The 19,539-nt window shown below is 69.6% G+C and carries 20 protein-coding genes, 1 tRNA gene and 1 pseudogene; 9 read left to right on the forward strand and 13 right to left on the reverse strand.

Features of this window, described 5'->3' with window-relative positions; all coding sequences use genetic code 11:
- Nucleotide 1: 1 nt before the first annotated feature.
- From BMW85_RS13045 to BMW85_RS13095, 11 genes are all read right to left on the reverse strand, one after another.
- Nucleotides 2-466, reverse strand: a complete 465-nt coding sequence (locus BMW85_RS13045; protein WP_091081047.1) for a hypothetical protein — start codon at nt 464-466, stop codon at nt 2-4.
- Nucleotides 450-1,217, reverse strand: coding sequence for a PAS domain S-box protein (locus BMW85_RS13050; RefSeq protein WP_143082250.1), 768 nt, complete (start codon nt 1,215-1,217; stop codon nt 450-452). The genes BMW85_RS13045 and BMW85_RS13050 overlap by 17 nt, the downstream gene beginning before the upstream one ends.
- Nucleotides 1,218-1,287: 70 nt before the next feature.
- Nucleotides 1,288-1,704, reverse strand: coding sequence for a hypothetical protein (locus BMW85_RS13055; RefSeq protein ID WP_091081053.1), 417 nt, complete (start codon nt 1,702-1,704; stop codon nt 1,288-1,290).
- Between the two features lie 33 nt (nt 1,705-1,737).
- Nucleotides 1,738-2,964, reverse strand: a complete 1,227-nt coding sequence (locus BMW85_RS13060; RefSeq protein WP_091081055.1) for a vWA domain-containing protein — start codon at nt 2,962-2,964, stop codon at nt 1,738-1,740.
- Nucleotides 2,961-4,154, reverse strand: coding sequence for an AAA family ATPase (locus tag BMW85_RS13065; protein WP_091081058.1), 1,194 nt, complete (start codon nt 4,152-4,154; stop codon nt 2,961-2,963). Before BMW85_RS13065 ends, BMW85_RS13060 begins: the two co-directional genes overlap by 4 nt.
- A gap of 55 nt (nt 4,155-4,209) precedes the next feature.
- Entirely contained in the window at nt 4,210-5,490 is a 1,281-nt protein-coding gene (locus tag BMW85_RS13070) for a hypothetical protein (protein ID WP_091081060.1), read from the reverse strand.
- 58 nt (nt 5,491-5,548) lie between these two features.
- Nucleotides 5,549-6,019 carry a hypothetical protein gene (locus BMW85_RS13075; protein WP_143082251.1) on the reverse strand — a complete coding sequence of 157 codons (471 nt, stop codon included), beginning with the start codon at nt 6,017-6,019 and terminating at the stop codon, nt 5,549-5,551.
- A 112-nt stretch (nt 6,020-6,131) separates the two neighbouring features.
- Entirely contained in the window at nt 6,132-6,512 is a 381-nt protein-coding gene (locus BMW85_RS13080; protein ID WP_091081065.1) for a hypothetical protein, read from the reverse strand.
- 85 nt (nt 6,513-6,597) lie between these two features.
- Entirely contained in the window at nt 6,598-7,359 is a 762-nt protein-coding gene (locus BMW85_RS13085; RefSeq protein ID WP_143082252.1) for a trypsin-like peptidase domain-containing protein, read from the reverse strand.
- 64 nt (nt 7,360-7,423) lie between these two features.
- Nucleotides 7,424-8,485 carry an EcsC family protein gene (locus BMW85_RS13090; RefSeq protein WP_091081069.1) on the reverse strand — a complete coding sequence of 354 codons (1,062 nt, stop codon included), beginning with the start codon at nt 8,483-8,485 and terminating at the stop codon, nt 7,424-7,426.
- Between the two features lie 375 nt (nt 8,486-8,860).
- A complete protein-coding gene (locus BMW85_RS13095) occupies nt 8,861-9,730 on the reverse strand; it encodes a LysR family transcriptional regulator (RefSeq protein ID WP_091081072.1) in 870 nt (289 codons plus the stop codon).
- Nucleotides 9,731-9,810: 80 nt separating this feature from the next.
- Between BMW85_RS13095 and BMW85_RS13100 the strand changes: the two genes are divergently transcribed.
- The 4 genes and pseudogenes from BMW85_RS13100 to BMW85_RS48360 all read left to right on the forward strand — a co-directional run bounded on the left by BMW85_RS13100 (nt 9,811) and on the right by BMW85_RS48360 (nt 13,223).
- Nucleotides 9,811-10,287 carry a cupin domain-containing protein gene (locus tag BMW85_RS13100; RefSeq protein WP_091081073.1) on the forward strand — a complete coding sequence of 159 codons (477 nt, stop codon included), beginning with the start codon at nt 9,811-9,813 and terminating at the stop codon, nt 10,285-10,287.
- Nucleotides 10,284-10,646: a DoxX family protein gene (locus BMW85_RS13105; RefSeq protein WP_091081871.1), complete on the forward strand. Its 363-nt coding sequence runs from the start codon at nt 10,284-10,286 to the stop codon at nt 10,644-10,646. The genes BMW85_RS13100 and BMW85_RS13105 overlap by 4 nt, the downstream gene beginning before the upstream one ends.
- Nucleotides 10,647-11,399: 753 nt before the next feature.
- Nucleotides 11,400-11,624: pseudogene (locus BMW85_RS13110) on the forward strand (RDD family protein); the annotation flags it as partial.
- Between the two features lie 468 nt (nt 11,625-12,092).
- Nucleotides 12,093-13,223, forward strand: a complete 1,131-nt coding sequence (locus tag BMW85_RS48360) for a hypothetical protein (protein ID WP_143082253.1) — start codon at nt 12,093-12,095, stop codon at nt 13,221-13,223.
- A 203-nt stretch (nt 13,224-13,426) separates the two neighbouring features.
- Here the strand turns inward: BMW85_RS48360 and BMW85_RS13120 are convergent, their stop codons facing one another.
- On the reverse strand, nt 13,427-14,539 hold the full coding sequence (locus BMW85_RS13120) for a DUF418 domain-containing protein (RefSeq protein WP_245774764.1): 1,113 nt from the start codon (nt 14,537-14,539) through the stop codon (nt 13,427-13,429).
- 192 nt (nt 14,540-14,731) lie between these two features.
- On the opposite strand from BMW85_RS13120, the gene BMW85_RS13125 reads away from it, so the two are divergent.
- On the forward strand, nt 14,732-15,490 hold the full coding sequence (locus tag BMW85_RS13125; protein WP_091081081.1) for a TetR/AcrR family transcriptional regulator: 759 nt from the start codon (nt 14,732-14,734) through the stop codon (nt 15,488-15,490).
- 247 nt (nt 15,491-15,737) lie between these two features.
- Nucleotides 15,738-16,541: a hypothetical protein gene (locus tag BMW85_RS13130; RefSeq protein ID WP_091081083.1), complete on the forward strand. Its 804-nt coding sequence runs from the start codon at nt 15,738-15,740 to the stop codon at nt 16,539-16,541.
- Nucleotides 16,542-17,028: 487 nt separating this feature from the next.
- Here BMW85_RS13130 and BMW85_RS13135 read toward each other — a convergent pair.
- Nucleotides 17,029-17,101 (reverse strand) — tRNA-Arg (locus BMW85_RS13135).
- 145 nt (nt 17,102-17,246) lie between these two features.
- Between BMW85_RS13135 and BMW85_RS13140 the strand changes: the two genes are divergently transcribed.
- Genes BMW85_RS13140 through BMW85_RS13150 form a run of 3 tightly spaced genes read left to right on the forward strand, consistent with a single transcriptional unit; the run spans nt 17,247 to nt 19,531 of the window.
- Nucleotides 17,247-18,494, forward strand: a complete 1,248-nt coding sequence (locus tag BMW85_RS13140; RefSeq protein ID WP_245774765.1) for a sensor histidine kinase — start codon at nt 17,247-17,249, stop codon at nt 18,492-18,494.
- Entirely contained in the window at nt 18,491-19,147 is a 657-nt protein-coding gene (locus BMW85_RS13145; protein ID WP_091081085.1) for a response regulator, read from the forward strand. Before BMW85_RS13140 ends, BMW85_RS13145 begins: the two co-directional genes overlap by 4 nt.
- 18 nt (nt 19,148-19,165) lie before the next feature.
- Nucleotides 19,166-19,531, forward strand: coding sequence for a hypothetical protein (locus tag BMW85_RS13150; RefSeq protein ID WP_143082254.1), 366 nt, complete (start codon nt 19,166-19,168; stop codon nt 19,529-19,531).
- Nucleotides 19,532-19,539: the final 8 nt, after the last annotated feature.

Genomic DNA, 19,539 nt, shown 5'->3' on the forward strand with positions numbered 1-19,539 from the left:
CTCAGTCCTCCTGGCGCGGGCGCTGGAGGTTGACCGCGTAGGGGCCGGTGGCCTCCGAGATCGGGGCGGGCGACAGCCCGGCCCCGACGAGCTGCGTGCGCAGCGCGACCACCGTGCGCTCCAGTGCGCGGATCTGCGCCTGAAGGCGGCGGATGTGCTCGCGCATCGCGGTGGAGCTGCTCTGCTCGGCGAGCAGGTCGGTGCCGAGCCGCGTGGCCTGGCTCTGCACCCGCTCCATCTGCCGCTCCATCTGGCTCAGCGCGTCCTCGTAAATGATCTTCGCGCGGGTGAACGCCTCCGCGTCCACCTTGGAACGCTCCAGCTCCGCCTGCCGTTCGGCCTGCAACAACGCGGTCTGCTGGGTCTTCCTGTTGGCGTCGGTCGCCGACTTGAACGCGAGGTAGGCCACCCCAAGAGGGACCACCCCGATGGCGATCTCGATGAGCACGTCAGCGATCCCGGACACCACGGCCTCCTCCCAAGGCCCGGATCACGCCGGTATAGGTGATGCCGTCGTCGGTGTGCCAGGCGTTGACCGTCAGCGAGATCGGGAACTCGGTGCCGTCGCGGCGCAGCCCCATCAGCGGCATGACCTCGCCGGAAAGGTCCGACCTGCCGTTGGCGCGGACCCGGGCCAGCCCCTCGCCGTGCTGCCGGCGGTAGCGGTCGGGCATGAGCACCGTGAGCGGGCGGCCGACGGCCTCGTCCGTGCTCCAGCCGAACATCCTCTTGGCCTGCGGGTTCCACGACAGGATGGTGCCGGCGGCGTCGGCGACGACGACGGCGGCTCCGCCGGACACCGGCACCCGGGCCAGGTGCGCCGCCTCCGGCCAGGTGGCGATCAGCGCGATCCAGCCGCCGAACGCCAGCCAGACCGCCCCCGTCACCCAGCCGCGCGGGTTCTGTCCGGTGAAGGTCGAGGACAGGAAGATCAGGCCGTACATCAGGAGCAGGGCGGTGGCCGCGGCGAAGGCGACCCTGTCGGACCGCATGAACGTCTGCACCAGGCACAACACGCCGACCGCGAACCAGGCCGCGGCCCATACGGACAGCGGGGCGAGCGCGGCCAGAATCGTGAAGGCGGGCAAGGTCCGCTGCTCGGGCCCGGCGAACACGAGCGAAGCGCCGATCACCAGACTGAGCAGCCCGACGAAGACCAGCGACGCCCCGCGCCGCCCGATTCTGCGCATCAGTCGCCCCGCCAGATCGTCACCCACAGTGGTTATACTAATCCAGATAGTTAGCAATGGGATGGCATGATTTCACTTTCGGCTTGCCATTTTCCGCTCAGCTTGTCCTAAACCCGCGAGCCTCGCGGCCGGCACGCCGGACGATCGGCACATAACCGCCCCTGGCCCGGCCGCCCGCCGCGAGCCCCGCCCAGTCGTACGCGGCGTCCCACCGGCCCACCACCGCGATCACCGCCCCGCCGGCCCGCTCCACGTGGTCGAGCCAGGCGAAACGCCCGTCGGCCTCGTCGTGGTGCGTGATCCCCTCCACCAGGAGCCGGAACCTCCCCGGCCCCTCGACCAGGGAGAAGGTCACGCCGGGCGTGAGCACACAGCCCGAACACGTCGCCGGCCTGCCGTTGCCGGCCAGCCGGAACCGGGGGAGCTGGACGACGGGCTCGGCCGCCCTGAGCACCATCATGGGCACGGCGCCGCCGAGAAGGAGGGCGTCCTCGCGAGAGATGCGGGCGGGCACGCCCCTGAGTATGGCACCTCAGTGACGACCCGCTCACGCTACGTCGAGCTCCACCACGCGCGCCCAGGCCGGCGGCCGGTCCGGCACGTAGCCGGGGTCGTCCTCGCGCCACGACGCCCGCCGCTCCCGGGGGAACAGCCCCACCACCGTCCGGCACGCCGGCCGCACCTCCGGCCACGGGGTCTGCCCGTCGGTGAGCACCACCACGACGTCCGGCCGCGGCTCCGTCCTGAGCGCCCGCGCGAACCCCCGGCGCAGATCCGTCCCGCCGCCGCCCACCAGCGCGATCCCCTCGGCCCGGCACAGCGGCTGCACCACCCGGGCCGCCGCGTCGCACGACACCACGCTGACCAGGTCGCGCCGCCCGCCCACCGCGCGGACGATCGCCGCCACCTCCAGCAGCGCGCCGCCCAGCTCGGCGTCGCTGACCGACCCCGACGTGTCGACGACCACGGCGACCCGCGGCGGCCGGCGCCGCAGACTCGGCAGGACGACGCCCGGCAGCCCGGCCGAACGCCGCGCCGGCCGGCCATAGGTGTAGTCCTCGCCCGCCCCCGGGCCGGAGACGGCCGCGCGGATCGCCGCCCCCAGCAGCTCCCGCCACGGCTGCGGCGGATGGAACGCCTCCTCGGCCCACCTCCGCCACCCCTTCGGCACGCTGCCCGGGCGGGCGGTGATGCCCTGGGCCACCCGGAAGCGGACGGCGTCCCGTTCCTGGTCGCTGAGCCCGTACGCGCCGTCAGGACCGAGGTCCCACTCCCGGTCCAGCCCGTCCGCGCCGCTGCCGCAGTCCAGCCAGGCCAGATCCTGCGTGTACGGCCCCAGCCGGAACAGCCGCAGGTAGTCCTCCATGAGCTCGCCCCGGGGGAGCCCCAGGTCGGCCGGCTCGGCGGCGCCGTCCGGGCAGGCCAGCCCGTCGCCGTACACGTCGTCGTTGATCTCCAGGTCGGCGGCGATGTTCATGCGCAGCCGCTCGCCCGGCCCGGTGAGCCCCCGCTCGGCCGCGACCCGGTCGCTGCGCCCGTGGTGGTCGCGCAGCAGGTGGGAGACCTCATGGACCCAGACCCCGGCCAGCTCCTCGACCGGGGTCCTGGCGACGAACGCGGGCGAGACGTAGCAGCGCCAGTGCCGGTCCACGGCCATCGTCGGCACCCGCCGCGACTCGACCACGTGCAGCGCGTACAGCGCTGTCGCCAGATAGGGGCGGGCGCGGGCGGCGTGCAGCCGGGCGGCGAACAACCTCTCCTGCGTGTCGATCATCCGCCTTGCCTCGCCGCCACCCGGGCCGCGGCCAGATCCGCCTGCCTGCTCAGGGACACCGCGCCGGCGAGCCGGTCGATCGAGGCGGGGACGTCCCAATCCTCCCGCCGCAACGTCGCGAGCGTGGACGCCGGCACGACCACCAGATCCGGCGGCCCGCTCTCCAGCGCCCGGCCCAGAACCGTCCACGCCGCCTCCCACCGCGGCCTGTCCGGACGTCTCCGCACCGCCTCCACCACGCCGTCGAGCACGGCCTGCCGCAGGTCACCGCGCTCCGGCAGCTCCGCCCCCGCGGGGTCCGCCAGCAGCGACTCGGGATCCGGCAGGTCCATCCGGTCCATCGCGGCCAGCAGCTCCAGCCCGGGACCGTCCCCGACCGTGCCCCTGACCAGCATGGACAGCACCTCGCGCGACGTGCCCGCCGCCGTGGCGAAGGCGACCAGGCGCAGCGCCATGTCCCAGCTCCGGGGCGAGGGCCAGGGGCCGCCACGGCGGGCCTCGTTCTGCGGGAGCCGGTGCACGAGGGCGGGACGGGCGGCGAGCAGCCCGCACACCGCCCGCCGGGCGAACGCCACCGCCTCCGCCAGCCGCCCCGGGTCGAGCCGCGGCAGCGACGCCCGTGGCCAGGTGCCGCCGAGGCCGCGTACCACGACGTCGTGATCGTGGGCCCACTGCAGGTGCACGAACCGGTTGGCGAGAGGCGGGCTGAGCTCCCAGCCGTCGGCGGCCGACGAGCGCGGGTTGGCCGCCGCCACGATCCGTACGCCGGGAGGCAGCCGGAGGGCGCCGACCCGCCGTTCCAGTACGAGCCGCAGCAGCGCGGCCTGGACGGCCGGCGGCGCCGTGGACAACTCGTCGAGGAAGAGCAGCCCCCGCCCCTCCCTCGCGAGGTGCACCGCCCAGTCCGGCGGAGCCATCGGTACGCCCTGCGTCGCCGGATCGTTCCCGACCACCGGCAGGCCGGAGAAGTCGGACGGCTCGTGCACGCTGGCGATCACCGTCGTCAGCGGCAGCCCGAGGGAGTCGGCGAGCTGCGTCAGGGCTGCGGTCTTGCCGATGCCCGGCTCTCCCCAGAGCAGCACCGGCAGGTCGGCCGCGACGGTCAGGGTCAGCGCCTCCAGCTGCGGGTCGGCGCGGGGTTCCGTGGCGGTGTCGTGGAGGAGGGCGAGCAGGTCGGCAGCGACGTCCATGGACAAGAGGATCACCTTTGGGAGTCTCGATGTGCGGGCCGTGGCGGCCCAGGGATCAGCGCGTACGCCGGCGGGAACGGGCGGGTGCCGCGGGGCCGGGCCCGAGCCCGTCCAGCTCCGCCCGGAACAGCCCATGAGCCACCCGCCGCCGGGCGGCCCGCTCCAGCTCGTCCCGCAGCGGGCCGTCGGGCAGCGAGGCACCCGGCCCGAGCAGGCGCTCGACGACGGCCAGCGCCCCGGCGACGTCCCCGTGCGCCAGCCGCTCCCGTACGTCGTCAAGAGAGCTCGGATCGCGGTGCGCCGCCTGGATCACCGCGAGGCAGGGCAGCGGGGTGCCGCCCAGCGTCGCCAGCAGCTCCTCGCGGCGTACCTCGTCCGCCGAGTGATCCAGCGGCACGAGCACCCCGTCCACGAGCCCGATCCGGTGCCGGGCGCCCCGGCACTCGACCAGCCGCGGCCCGCCGTCCGCGTCGCGACTCCGCGTCCCACCACCGGCCACCGAGCGCCCGGGGACGAGCGCCGCCGCGACGAGCGGATGCAGCCGATCGGCCTTGATCAGGCCCGCCCGCAGCAGCGCCAGGTCGGGCAGCACCCACGTCGCCGCGTCCGGCAACATCGGCAGCCTGCTGCCTCCGGCGGGCGCGGCCGTGATCCGCGGCTCCGGCCCCGCGAGGTCCAGCGTCAGCCGCCGCCGGCCGCCGAGCCGTACGACGACCGCGTCACCGTCCCGCCCATCCGCGCCCAGCAACAGCCGCGCCTCGTCCGGCCACCGGTCCGCGGCGCACCCGCTCGGCAGCCCGGGGACGGGCCGCCCGCCGCCCGACCGGACCCGCAGCTCATCCACCCTGCGTACGTCCCACAGGTGTCGGTGCAGGTCGAGCCGGAAACACCGATGGGGCCGAGGATGCGGATGCCCGCGCGCCGTGGGCCGGTCCGCGTCCCACAGCTCCAGGCCGAACCGCTGCCCCGCCGCCGCCCGGACCGGCGGCGTACGCGCCACGAGTCGCAACCCGGGCGCGTACCTCGCGAGCGCGACGGTCAGCCCCGGCCGCAGCAGACCGTCAGGCGCGACCCGCGGCAGATGCCAGCGCAGCAGCTCAGGGGCCAGATGCCGGAGATCATCCCGTAGGCGCGCCGCGACCTCGTGCCCATGGGCGCGGGCCACGGAACGCAGGTCGAGATCGACGTCCACGCGCGCCGCGGCACACGCCCCCGCCCAGTCGCCGACGGCACGGCGGGCGGTCGCACGTTCGATCATGGTGGGCGGCACGGCGAACTCGCGCATGCGCAGCCAGCGAAGAAGGCGAGAATCCTCGTCCGCGAAAATGGAGTGCATCAGCACTCACCTTGCGCGAACGGGACCCCCAATCTGCTGAAAGAGAGGTTCATCCCGCTCAGGATATAGCCACGGACCCCGTCCCGATCAAGCCCGAATCCGTCCACAATCCCAGAGCGACCTCGACGTGCCGTACGACGTGCAGCAGCTCCCACGACCGGAGCCACGACTCGACCTCCCTGACCCGGACCACGAGGCGATCACGTTGTCCGGCCGTCGCCCGAAGGCATTCCTCAACGCATTCAACGAGCTCCGGCGACGTCAACTCAGCTGAACGACGCTCACGCCAGAACCACAAGGCGTAAAGAGCGGCTTCCCGAGGAGCGCCGTACCAGTAGAAATTCGCCTGGACATTCGGATCGATTTCCCCTGCCCTCGGCGCCCGCCGACCACGCTTCTTGGCCTCCCGCCGCCTCGCCGCATAAGCGCGCACCGCGACCTGCCGAGCCGCCCGACTGGCCTCGACCAGCGCCAACGCCTGCAACAGCGCCGACTCCTCCTGCTGAAACCGGCCCGCCTTGGCCTCCAAGTAGCTCAGGGTGGCCTGAAATCCGAGCGGCCTGTACAACTGCACGCAGGAACGCAACGCCGACACCCGCCACCGAAAAGGCAGAGCGGGATCACGCACCCTGCGGGCGTAATTACCGAAGCTCACGGGGCTTGTCGAACCACCGCCCGGCCGAGGGCAACAAGAGCAGCACGACGACCGTCCAGGCGAGGCCGTTTCCGAGGACCACCGACCGCCAGAAGGCGGTGGAGAAGACGGCGTCGTCCATGACACTGGCGCCGACCATCACCAGCTGCATGGCGACGATCGACCAGCGCAGGTGAACCCGGCGACTCATCCACCGGCTGAGCAGCCATCCGAGAATGGCCGCGCTTCCCGCGACATAGGCGAGTCCGGGTAGGTACTGCCAACGGAAACTGGAGAAGAAAAAAGCCAGCATGAGCCCGGTGCCCACCAGGCTGAATGCCACCTGGATCGTGATGAGGACACGAGCCGCCCTGAGGGTGACCGGCATTGGGGGCGCCTCGACGGAATTCGCCACAACACCCATTCTGCTGGACAGATCAACGCGCGGGAAAGCCGTCACTCCGCAGAAAGCTCTACGGTGTCCGGGACGAGCGGTCCCCGGTACACTTCCGGGTCGAGACATGCCTCGTGGCATCGGTCGCGGCGTCGGCGACGGGAAGGATCTCCTCGGCGGTCAGCGCGTAGCCACGGTCCGGCTCATCCGTCGCCGCCCCGACCATCATCCCGGCGACCGTGCCGTCCTCGACGATCAGCGGGGCGCCGCTCACACCCGCGTCCATGTGACCGGAGACCGTAAGCATCATCCTGCTCACATCGTGTTCCCTGTAGATGTTCGGGCCTTCGCCCTCGATGCGCCCCTCGATCTTGATCTGCTGGGCCACCAGACGCTTCGCGCCCTTCGAGTGGCTCAGCAAGCGGGCCTCGCCGAGCGACATCCCGGGGAGACGCAGCGGAAACGTGGACAGCCGGGCGATGCGCAGCGGAGGCGCGGGAAGATCGGGTACGTAGAGGACCGCGACGTCGACATCGGGATCGAAGGCCACGACGCTGCCCTCGTACACCTCGCCGCCGACAGTGGTGACGACGAGAGACACCGGGATGACGCCGGCCACCACATGCGCCACAGTCACCACCCGCTGAGGGGCGTACACGAAACCCGTCCCCTGGATCATCACATCGCACGACGGCGCTTCTCCTTCGATGTGCACCACGCTTTGCTCCACGCGGACGGGAGCCTTCGGCGGGACCGCAACCTCACGAGCAGCCTTCGGAGCAGGCGCCGTGGCCGAGCAACCGACCAGGACGAGAACGGCAAGCAGCCAGAACCAACGCATCACGCCCCCTCCAGTCGATCAAGCTACCGACGCCAGATGACGACCATGTCACGGGGAGACGGGGTCAGTCGTCCACGGCGGTTGGGGCGATATCGGCCTCCTCCTCGCCGGCGATGACCTCACCGAGCAGGTCGTCGATCTCGACCGCCGTCGCATCCACGACCGGGCCGGTCGGGCCGGTTTCCGCGGCCTCGGCCACCGACGTCGGCTCGGTGAGCCACTCCTCCCACGACAGCCCGTACTTCTCGGCCAGACGGCGGGCACGGTAGAGCCGCGTCGCGTCGTCCACAGCCGAATGGAGCATGTTGAAGCTGAGCCCGGCCGTGAGGATGCCGCCGGCGATCGGCACGACGTTGGCCAGCCGCGCATGGGTGAGCCTCAGCCCGAGCAGCTTGAAGATCTTCAGGAGGACCTGGACCAGAGGCTCCTTGCCCAACTGCTTCCATGTCGCGCGGCGCATCATCATCTGGGTGAGGCGCGACAGGCTGGCGAGAGCAGCCGTCCTGCTCGCGGACGATGACGCCATGCTGTAGTTCAGGACCCCCATCAGGAACAACTCCTCTCCGGGCTCCCGAGGGTCGTAGCCGTAGTGGACGGCGACCTCGGACACTGCCCGGCCGAGGAGGGCCATCGAGATCACCGCGTCCGACGCCACCGCCACGACCGCGACTGCCGCTGTCGTGCCACCGCTCACAGTCGTGCTGACCGTGGCTCCGGTCACCACGACGGAGGCGACGCCGGATTGAAGGACCCCGATGAACGGGATGGTCAACGTGGGCCGGCCCTTGTCGAGGTCCTTGAGGTCGAGCGACTTGAACGGCGACCCCGCACCCAGATCCTGGTGCCTGCGACGCAGCTTCTCGACGCGTTTCTCCAGCGACGCCGAACGCAGCGCGGGCAGGAACACGGCCTTGAAGCCGCCCTCCAGCGCCTTGACGATGGTCTCGTCACCGAGTTCCACGACCTTCTCCGCGCCGGGGACCCTCCTGATCTGCTCGCCGGCCCGCTTGGTGACGACTGCCACCTTGCCTGCCACGCGTGCTCTCAAGCCGTTCCGGCGCTTCCGCTCGCCGTCGAGCAAGGCGGCCCAGGCCCGGGCCTCGTAGTCGGACATGCCTTCCCGCATCTGCGGCCCCTCACGGAATCATTGGAACGCGCCCAGTTCGTCATCCCAGCACACCTAAGGCCGCCGATTGGCCGTAACGCTGTAAATGCAGAAGGCCCGCTCCAGGGACCTTCGGAAGCGGGCCTTGCTGCTGCTGTGCGCGAAGCATTAGATGCTCCGCAAAAATCACTTTTGATCAGGGTATGTAAACCTCGTAGTAATAGCCCGGCCGAAAAACGCCACCTCCGCGGAACCAGTGACAGCCGACGAGCCCGGTGTATTGACCGTTCTGCGCAGCGTCCTGGAAGGCGACTTCGCAGTCCGCCAGGGTCGCGTAGGGACCCTGGAGATACCAGTCCGGCTCGGCCAGCCCCCAGTGCTCGCGGCCGTGCTGGTCTAGGTGCTGGCGAAGGCTCCGTCGCGATAGGCGGCGATCGCGAGCCGGACGAACGAGCGGATCAGCGGATTGGTGTCGCCCTCCTTCCACGCCACCACCGCACGGCTCGGGGGCATGTCGATCAGCGGCACCACGGCGAGCCCGTCCGCCTGTGGGTGGTTCAGGAGAGTCATGCCGACCGTGCCGTTCCAGAGAACGGCCTGCCTGCACTCCTGGACGGCACGCACCACCGGACCCTCCCGAGGCGCCCCTCCGTTCCAGTACGACTGCCAGGCAGGATCGGTGCCCTCCGGGAACAGGAACCAGCGGCGGTCGGCCAGCTCGGCCAGCTTCACGCTGTCCCGGCCGGCCAGCGGATCGTCCGCGCGCACCAGCGCGCCCACCGGGTCGGCGCGCAACTCCCGTACGGTCAGACCGGTCTCGTCGAACGGCCCGCGGGTCAGGGCCACATCGACCAGCCCAGCGTGCAGGCCGCAGGTGGGATCGGTCAGGTCGGTCTCGCGGATGCGGACCTCGACCTGCGGGTGCCGGCGACGGTAGGCGTCGGCCAGCCGGGCCGCAGCCGGGTCGGCGCTGTCCCCCAGGAAACCCACCGTGATGGCCGCGGTGCCGGCCGCCGCGGCCACGCGTACGCGCAACCGGTCCGCCTGGTCGAGCAGGGCCCGCGCCTCGCCCAGCAGCACGGCCCCCACCGGGGTGAGCGAGACTCCGGAGGGCGAGCGGTCGAACAGCGCGGCGCCGACCTCGTTCTCCAGCTGCTTGATCGCCCGGCTGAGCGGCGGTTGACTCATGTGCAGCCGGGCGGCGGCCCGGCCGAAGTGGAGCTCGTCGGCGACCGCCACGAAATAGCGCAGCGTGCGTAGCTCCATGGTGCGACGATACCCGTACGGTATCGGCGGCACAGAACAGATCTTGGACAGGCGCAGTGCGCTGCCAGTGAGATCGAGACATGACCGACCAACCAACGACCGTATCGGTGGTCGGCCCGGGCGACGGCGAGACGATCGTCCTGGGCACCACCCGGCTGCGCGTCCTCGAAGACGGCAGCAACACCGGTCACCGCCTCGGAATCGCCGAATCCGTCCTCGCGCCGCACACATCCGGACCGCCGCAGCACCGTCACGCCCAGCACGACGAGGGCTTCTACGTCATCTCCGGCACGGTGCGGTTCACCGTAGGCGACACGGACCATGACGCGACGGCGGGGACGCTCGTGATGGTCCCGCCCGGAGCCCCGCACACCTTCGCCAACGTGACCGACGAACCGGCCGTCATGCTCAGTACGTTCACGCCCGACCTCTATGTGCAGTACTTCCGCGATCTGGCGGACATGATCGCCGGTGGCCGGACGCTGACCCCGCAGGACAACATCCAGGTGATGCGCCGCTACGCCACCGAGCCCGCCACCAGCGGATGGGCACCGTGAACGTCGCGTACTGGATCGTCGCCGGCCTGCTCGCCCTTTTCTACCTCTACGCGGGCGGGTTGAAGGTGGTCCGGAGCCGTGAACGGCTCCGGCCGATGATGGCCTGGGTGGACGACACGCCGATGCCGGCCGTCAGGGCCATCGGCGTGATCGAGACACTCGGCGCGATCGGGCTGATCCTCCCGCCGCTGACCCGCATCGCCCCCTGGCTGGCCCTGGCCGCGGCCATCGGCTTCGTGGCCCTCCAGCTCGGCGCGACCGCCCTGCACCTGAGACGCGGAGACCGTCAGATCGCCCTCAACCTCACCCTCCTCATCGCTGCGGCCCTCACCGTCTGGCTGGCGACGCCCTGGCTGTGAACAGGCGGAGGGCTACACCTCCGCGAGGGACTGCCGAGTACCGCTAGGGTGTCGCGAAACCGGAGATCATCTTGTCGCGATTACCCCGCCTCGCTTGGGCGTCCGCCCTGGCCCCTGCTGCGTACTCGACCTGGAGCGCCTGGCAGGTCGAGTACGGATCCTCCTATGCCGCCCTCGACTGCGGGAGGTGGTTCGACCAGGGCGGTCTCGGCTCCACCAGACTGGCGTCGGCACTCCTGGGGGACGCCTACGAGATCGCGGACCTGGCCCTCGTATGGGGTGTGCCCTCGCTCCTCGTCCTCACGGGGCTCCTGATGTCGGCCGTCACCGGGAACGCGGCTGTCGCCGGCCGACGGGTAGCCGGCCTGCTCGTCCTGCTCGCGCTAGTCAGACCGGCCGCCCCCTCGTACGTGGCCGAGGACGGCTGCTCGATGATCCCCGTGCTGAGCGGCGAATGGTTCGCGACCGTGGCGCGCGCCTACGGGCCTGCGGAGTCGGCCCTCCTGCTCTCTGCGCTGCTGGTGCTGCTGGCCACCCGGACCGCGAGGGACACCTGGCCGAGTGGGCTGGCCGGACGCCGGGCGGTGGCGTTCACCTTCGATTACTGGGTCTTCGTCGCTTTCCTGAGCCTCTTCGAGGGCGGGCTCAGCAGCCTGGACTACGGCCTCCTGAACTGGCTCAGGATCAACACGCCGGCATCGCTGCTCCTCGCCGTGCCCGCGTTCCTCTACGTGTTGACGGGGACGGACATTCGGCAAGCGGCTCATGCGCATCCGCGTCGTCTCCACCGACACCGGCCACTGGCCAGGCCGGCGCAGGGCCGCGATCCGCGCGCTCGTCTTCCCCGTCCTCGTCTGCGTGCCCCAGTACGGGCTGGTCCTGCTCCTGGTGGACGTTCTGTGGTCGGTGGCCGACCCGGACGCTCGCACCTTGCACGACCGCCTCGCCGGCACTCGCGTCGTACGCGACCTGCTGTAGTCGCGACCAGGCGCAGTCCGCGGCGCGGAAGAGGAATCCAAGCAGGCGCGGATCAGGGCGTTCCTCACTCCAGGGCCACGCGAGGGCGCGCAGAACCGTGTACGCGTTGTCCTCGGGTGCGCACGGGAAAAGGTCGACGGACAGAGGATCATCCACCGTGATGAGCGGGATTTGCATCAGGTCGCTGACGTGGCTGCTGGGGTAGCGGCCGTTGCTTGTGCAGATCGTGCGGAGGATCCCGGCGATGTCCACGCCAGTCAGGTGTTCTCCATCGCGAACTCGGTGCCGCTTCATCGCGGAATGGTCAGTCTCGTGATCCACCCGTTACTGGACCCGCTTACTGTGTCGCTCGGTATCGGATGAGGAGGCGTGGGGGCCATGGGGGCATCCGTCGATATGAATGGGACCGACGCTGGCGGACTCGACTTGCCGCCTCACGGGTTGAAGGACAGTCGTAGACGCCGGCCGATGAGATGGGTCGGCGTTCTTCTTCTTCTCATCTGCATACTCGGAGCCGGCTTCCTGTATATGAATCAGGACAACACGCCGAGACCGGCATGGGAGTGGAAGCCAGGACCTTATGATCCGCCCGTACAATACGCCTTCATTCCCGAGGACACGGAATGCCATGGCTGGCCTTCCAGCCCCACGGAGGAAGAGGCCGAGCCTCCGTTGATAGCTTGCACCGAGTGGCGGTTACGCGTCAATTATAAGCTCGGCAAGGGAAGGCAGGATATTGGCCTTATATTTGGGGCAGGCTGCGGTGGATATCGGAGAGGGGTTAGCGTCGGCGACGACGACTGCACAAGCGATATCGAACTCCATGATGCCGCCAGCCAGGTGCAGCTGAGCGACAGCGAGCGTAGAGGCGTCCCGCTCAGGATCACTCGTGATGGCCATCGTATCGCTTACTTGAGCAAGAAATACCTGCAGTTCGTAGGCTGGGATCTCCCGACGGCTCAGCAAAAGGCCATCTCCCCGCGCCTCGACGCCCGAATGCTGGATGACGTTCGCAGCGTAGAAATCTCACCGGACGGGAAATTCTTTGCGGTGTCTTTCGCCGGGGACCAGCCTCGCTTGCTTGTCACAGAGTTCGCCACAGGACAGACCACCACCCTTCGAGGATTCTGTACAATCCTTGGGCTAAGCCAAGGCGCGTCTCGGATCGCGGCACAACGAACGTGTTCCGACCTCGTTGAGGCGGGCCCAGTAACCATCTTGAAACGAGATGGGACCGTCATCAGCGAATGGGGGAGCGCCGCCTCTGTCGGAAGTCTTTCCCCCGATGGTCAATCCGTCGTGGAGATACAGGCCGACTTCGGCGACGATGGCGACGAGCACCTTGTCACTCGTAACGCCATGACCGGCAAAGTCACCAAGAAGCTCAAGCTCAACCTCCTCTCGGAGCCGAGCGATGCGGTTGGCCATGCCTGGCTGTCCAACAGAGAATTCATCGTCGAAGCTGAAACTCCCGAACCCGGCGGATCGTTCGGCTACTATCGAGTCAACGTTCAAACTGGGGCTTCGCACAGAATCCGAGATCTCGGACTGAACCCTGGCAGCACCGTTTCTTTGGGAAGTGCCTTTGTCCGCGATTAAGCGGCCGAGAGGACTCGAACCCCTGACCTTCTGATCCGTAGCAAGGTCAGGAACGTCTACAGCCTTCCACCGCTGACATGAATGCCTGCTCCCAGGCGGTGTCTGGCGTGAGAGATTCCAGCGATGTCCGTGGTCGCCCCGGCACCCTGTCCAGGAAGCCGGGGCCCGTGTCAGTCGGCCGGGACGGTTTCACTCCGCGGCGGTCATGTCCGGGGCCCGTAGGTCAGACGGCGCAGGACGGTCTCCGCGGGGCCGGCCTGATTGCGCTGGTCGAGCAGGCGGGCGATCAGCACGGTCACGAGCCAGACGGCCACCGCGATGATCAGGCCGGTCACTGTGGGGCTGCCGAAGCGGCCGCCGAGGGCGAGCGTGAAGGGCGCCAGGAGGATGAGCCAGGCCACCGACTGGAACAGGTATCCGGACAGGGAACGCCGGCCCAGGGCCGAGAGGGCGCCGACGACTGGACCGGGCCGCGTGACCCTCATGGCGATCAGGCCGAAGACGGCGACGTAACCTGGGCCGGCGAACATGCCGCTGGCGCCGTGGAGCGACAGCATCTCACCGGCGACCGACTCGTTGACGTGCAGCCATCCGGCAGCGACCAGGGCGGCCGGTAGACCTCCGGCGATGGCCATGCCGAGTCCGAGGACGGCGGTCCACTTGAGCAGGGTTTTGTGGCGGCTCGGCTCTTCGAGGACGCGGCTGCGGGCGGCCCACATGCCCAGCCAGGCGATGAGGATGAACGGCAGGACGGTCAGCGTGTGCGTCGGCCATTCGCCGAGACGGCCCAGCATGGACTCCAGGTATCCGGGCGCGGCGAGGGAGTCGATGTGGCTCGCCGGCAGCGGGGCCGACCCGCCCGAATCCCCGATGATGCCGCTCACCACCGTGGCGCCGATGACCAGGGTCTGGACCGCCGCCACCGCCCAGATCACCAGCGCGATCCGGTGGAACTTGTCGCCGCGGCGCAGCAGCACCAGGGTCATCACGATCCCGGTGATCCCGTAGGCGCCGAGGAAGTCGCCGTAGTACAGCAAGACGGCGTGCGCGAACCCGAAGGCGACGAGCCAAAGGTTGCGGCGCAGCAGCACCGAGCGGACCTGCTTCGGCGAGGCGCCGGAGGCGTCCTGGCGGCGGGCTAACTGGACGATTCCGTAACCGAACATCACGGCGAAGACCGGGTACCCGCGGGCGTGGACGAGCTCGAAGAGCAGGAAGTTGAGGCCGCGGTCGACTCCTTCCGGCGTGGCGTCGAGGCCGGGCTGGCCGGCGAAGACGACTCCGGCGACGTTGGCCAGCGCGATGATCAGCAACATCGCTCCCCGGGCCAGGTCCGGTGCGAGGGCGCGTTCGGCACGCCGCACGGGCCCTCTCGACGCACGCGGTGCGAGGTCAATGCTCATGCTCGTCCTTCTCGCAGGCTTTAGTTTCACAGAGAAAGTATCACAGGTAAACTAATATGGGTCTGGCATGATGGGCTGAGTCTTTTCAGAGGCCAACGAGGAGCCATGACCAGCGAGGACTTCATTCCGGCGCCGCTACGTCGGCTGTGGGGGATACCGGAGTCCTCGCGTCTCGGGCGGCCTGCGGCCCTCGATGTCAACCGGGTCGTCGCCGCGGCGGTGAAGATCGCCGACCGGGACGGCCTCGGTGGCGTGACACTTCCCAAGGTCGCCAAGAGTCTCGGTGTCACGGGGATGTCGCTCTACCGGCACGTCGGTTCCAAGGACGAGTTGCTCACGCTCATGGCCGACTCCGCCATGGGCGTACCGCCGGAGATGGACGTCGACGACTGGCGCGAAGGGCTGCGCAGTTGGGCGTTCGCGCAGCGTGCGGTGTTCCAGCGTCGGCCGTGGCTGACGCGGGTGCCCGTCTCCGGACCGCCCTCCGGGCCGAACCAGATCGCCTGGATGGAGGCCGGGCTGGCGGTCCTGTCCCGCACCCGCCTCGACTGGGCGCACAAGGTCGGCATCCTGTTGCTGATCAGCGGCTACGTGGTCCAGTCGGTACGGCAGTACGACGAACTCGTCGCCAGTAGGGCCGAAGGCCAGGGGCAGGCCGACGCCGAGCGCGACTACGGCCGCGCGTTGGCGCGACTCATCCAGCCCGAACGCTTCCCTGAGACCGCCCGGCTGTTCTCCTCGGCGCTGTTCGAAGCGCCGCCCTCGGACACGCCCGACGTGACGATCGCTGACGCGGACTTCTCGATCGGGCTGGAGCTGATCCTTGACGGCGTCGCCGTCCGGATCGAACGCTCCGACTCCTGAGGCGCATCCGCCCGGCCTTGGTCTTCTCGCGCGGCGCGCACCCCGCGTTTTCACTCCTGCCCTGCTGAAACGGTGGATATGAGTCGATGCCATGTGATCGCGCGAGGCGGTTGCTGTACAGCACTCCTCTACGAAAATGCAGGGACGTGAGGCATGGCCCCCATTAGCAGTAATCCGAAAGAGACCTTGAGACGAGACGATCTGGAGTGCCGACCCGGTAGGGGGAGGATCGAGAGAGGACGCGCGAATGAGGCGATGGGCCGCCGCGTTGACCGTCGCGATGACCGTGTCCGTCGCGGTCACCGAACTCAGCACAGCCGGGCATGCTCAGGCGACCCCCGCCGGCCCGGCCGACGCACTCAGGCGTCAACTGGTCGAGAGCCGTGGTGTGACCATGTCAGAGGTCTTCACTTCGAAGGAAACCGGGGAAAGAACGAGTTACCGCAAGAAAACCCGCGCCCAGTTCGGCAAGGGCACGGTGACGGCTACCGACGTCAGGGACGTCGCCAGCCCCGACGTCCCTGAACCTGCGCCACGGTTCCTCACGTTCAAGGGCCGAACGTACTGCCAAGGCTGGATCTGCCCCGCTCCCGAGGGAAAGACCTGGGTCCTCCTCTACGAGAACGAGAAGACCCGTCCTTTCCTACAGTCTGGCGGGATCGATCTCGCTCATCCGGCAGCGCTGAAGGCGGTACTGGCCACAACTGAGTCCAAACGTCCTGGAGGCGCCTACGACAACACCCGCACCACCATCTACCAGGGAACAATCACCTTCGGCGACCTCTACAGGGTGTCACCCGCGTTCCGCGACCAACACGATGGGACGCCCACCGGGAAGTACGCGAAGACAGACCTCTCGTGGCAGCTCTGGCTCGGAGAGGACCAACTGGTACGCAGGGTCCGGACCTCCTGGCCCGAACAGCTCGGCAAGCGCTCGATTTCCCACGTCGTCGACGCCCGCCTAACTGGCTGGGGCGCCAAGACCGACATCGCAGCCCCCTCCACAGACGAGACAGCGGGACCGGACGATTGGAAGAATTCTCCATCCTGAACCTCCCCGCCGAGCGGTGATCGCTCTCCTCCTGTAACTGGCACCCCTGACCTTCTGCTTTGCAAACGGGAGCCAGTCACGACGTCGAGTGGTCTTCCTCCTGGTCAAGCAGCAGTTAGCGGATGCTGTCACGCGCTGGTGTGTGTCAACGTTGCTGTACCGGCTGCTGTACAGCGCCCGCCAGAGACCACGCTCAGCGACCGATCAGGTGTTGCTTGATGAGAGTCACCCGTAGCCGAGGTTCTCGCCTTCTGTCCCGGTACATGTCCGCCCAGGTCTTGGGGCTCACGGCCGGCAAAGTCGCTGTGTGCGGCGCAGTCGCGGTGGGCTTCCTGTATCTGGCTTCGAGCTTCGGCCGGCCTGGCGACATCAAGGAGGTCTCCACTCGCCGGGGATCGGTTGTGTCGGGCTGCGTTGCTGTACGACGCTGCTGTACGGCCACGAAAAAGGCCCTCCGAGATCATCCCGGAGGGCCTTTCACCTGCTGCGCGGCCGAGAGGACTCGAACCCCTAACCTTCTGATCCGTAGTCAGATGCTCTATCCATTGAGCTACGGCCGCTCGCTGCGTAAGCAAGCATAGCGGGTTTCGGAGTGTGCCTCGAACCATAAACCGCGATCTCGTGTGCGCCGTCCAGGCTCGCGCAGGTCACGGCCGTACGAGGGGGGATGATCTCGGGGTGTCGGCAGGGTGGTGGGATGGGGGGATGAGGCGGACGGTGTGGGGGGCTGTGCTGGCGTTCGCGGTGGGGGTGTTGCTCATCGCGGGCGGGGCGCGGCTTGAGCGCGGCGTGCCGGAGTGGGTGCTGGTGGTGCCGTTGGCCGTCACGTGTGCGGGCGTGCTGGTACGGCGCCGGGCCCCGGTCGCCTCCCTGGGGCTCGGGGTGGTGGCGGTCGGGCTGGACGCGGTGGTGGGGCCGTCGCTGGGGACGGTGCTGGTGTTCACCGACAACCTGTACGCGGCCGCCCTGTACGGTCCGGCCCGCCTGGCGCGCGGGCTGCTCATGGGTACGGCGGTGCTGGCGATCGCGGCCGGGGCCGGGGCGGGGTTCTGGGCGGCGAACTGGCGGCTGCCGGCGGTCATCGGGGTGCAGGCGGCGCTGGTGCTGGTGACGCCCGTGCTGAGCGCCCTCCTGATACGCGAGCAGCGGGACCGGGCGGCGGTCGAGCGCGTACGGGCCGAGCAGGTGGCGCGGCTGGCGGAGCTCGATCGGCGGGCGGCCATCGCCGCGGAGCGGACGCGGATGGCGCGTGAGCTGCACGACCTGATCGCCAACCATTTCAGCGCCATCGCCATCCAGTCCACGGCCGCGCTGTCGCGGACGGATCTCGATGCGGGGACGGTACGGAAGATCATGGCGTCGGTACGGGAGAACAGCGTGGAAGGGCTGGCGGAGTTGCGGACCATCATCGGGCTGCTCAGGGAGGAGGACGCCCGCCCCGAGGAAGGGGAGCGTCTCGGGGGTGAGGTCGTGCGGCTGCGGCTGGCCGAGGTGGAGGTGCTGGTGGAGCGGGTCGTCGCGGCAGGCATGAAGGGCTCGTGGCGGGTCGAGGGGACGGCACGGGAGGTGCCCGCGGCCGTCGACCTCGCGGGTTACCGGATCGTTCAGGAGGCGCTGACCAACGCGCTCAAGCACGGCGAGTCGCCGGTCGAGCTGGTGGTGTCGTACGAGGTGGGCCGGGTGGTCCTGCGGGTGTGGAACGCGGTGGGCGAGGAGCGGCGGGCGCTGCCCGGGGCCGGAGCCGGGCTGGTGGGGATGCGGGAGCGGGCCGCGCTGGTGGGCGGGTCGTTCGAGGCCGGTCCGTCCCCGGCGGGCCCGACCGAGGTCAGGCCCGGGTGGGAGGTGGTGGCGGTGTTGCCGACGGAGGAGCGTGGCCCGGCGGCCACCGAAGGCATGAGCGGGCTGTCGTCGCAGGTCGTCGGCCTGATGTTCCCGCGAGGAGCCGGCTCATGACCCCGCCCGTACGCGTCCTGGTGGCCGACGACCACGCCGCCGTCCGCGCCGGGATCGTGCTGATCCTGGACGGCGCCCCGGACATCGAGGTCGTCGGCGAGGCCGGTGACGGGGAGCGGGCCGTGGCCATGGCCCGCGAGCTGCGGCCGGACGTCGTGCTCATGGACGTCCGCATGCCGCGCCTCGACGGCATCTCGGCCACGCGCGAGCTGGCGGGGGTGAGCGACGTGCTGATCCTGACGACGTTCGACCTCGACGAGTACGTCTTCGGCGCCCTCCGCGCGGGCGCGGCCGGTTTCCTGCTGAAGAGCACCGACGCCGAGTCGCTGGTCGAGGCGGTACGCGTGGTCGCCCGCGGCGACGGCCTCATCTCCCCGTCCGTCACCCGCAAGCTGATCTCCGCTTTCGCGGAAAGGAGCGCGGAAAGGAGCGCGGCGAAGAGCCGGCAAAAGGGCGAGCGGGCGCCGGAGGGCCTGACGCCCCGCGAGCGCGAGGTCCTGGCCTGCATCGCCCGCGGCCTGTCGAACGCCGAGATCGCCAGGGAGCTGGACATGGCGGAGGCGACGACGAAGACACACGTCAGCCGCCTGCTGAACAAGCTCGGCCTGAAGAGCCGCGTCCAGGCGGCCATTTACTACTCAGAGGGCACTTAGGACCGTAATGTGAGCGGGGTGAACATGCCTCCGCCCCCGCCACCACCCCCACCGCCGCCGTTCCCGCCACCCCCGCCGCAGGGGCAGGGGCCGGAGCCGCGGAACACCGGGGTGATCGTCGGGCTGGCGTTCGCGGGGCTGTTCGGCTATGTCGTCATCAACTTCTTCGTCGGCCTCGTGGCCATCAGCGTGGCGCAGACGGTGGCGTTCGCGGTGGGGGCCGGGTTCCTGGCGCTGGTGGGGCTCGGGGTCGGGGTGACGTTCCTGCTGCTGCGCAAACCCTGGTCGATCGGGCTGGGGCTCGGGCTGATGATGGGGTGGGCCCTGGTGTCGATCGTGTCCGCGGGCTGGTGCACCGGGCTCAATCCCGGCATGTACACCTGACGACCCAC

This window comes from Nonomuraea wenchangensis, assembly GCF_900111685.1.
Taxonomy (GTDB): domain Bacteria; phylum Actinomycetota; class Actinomycetes; order Streptosporangiales; family Streptosporangiaceae; genus Nonomuraea; species Nonomuraea wenchangensis.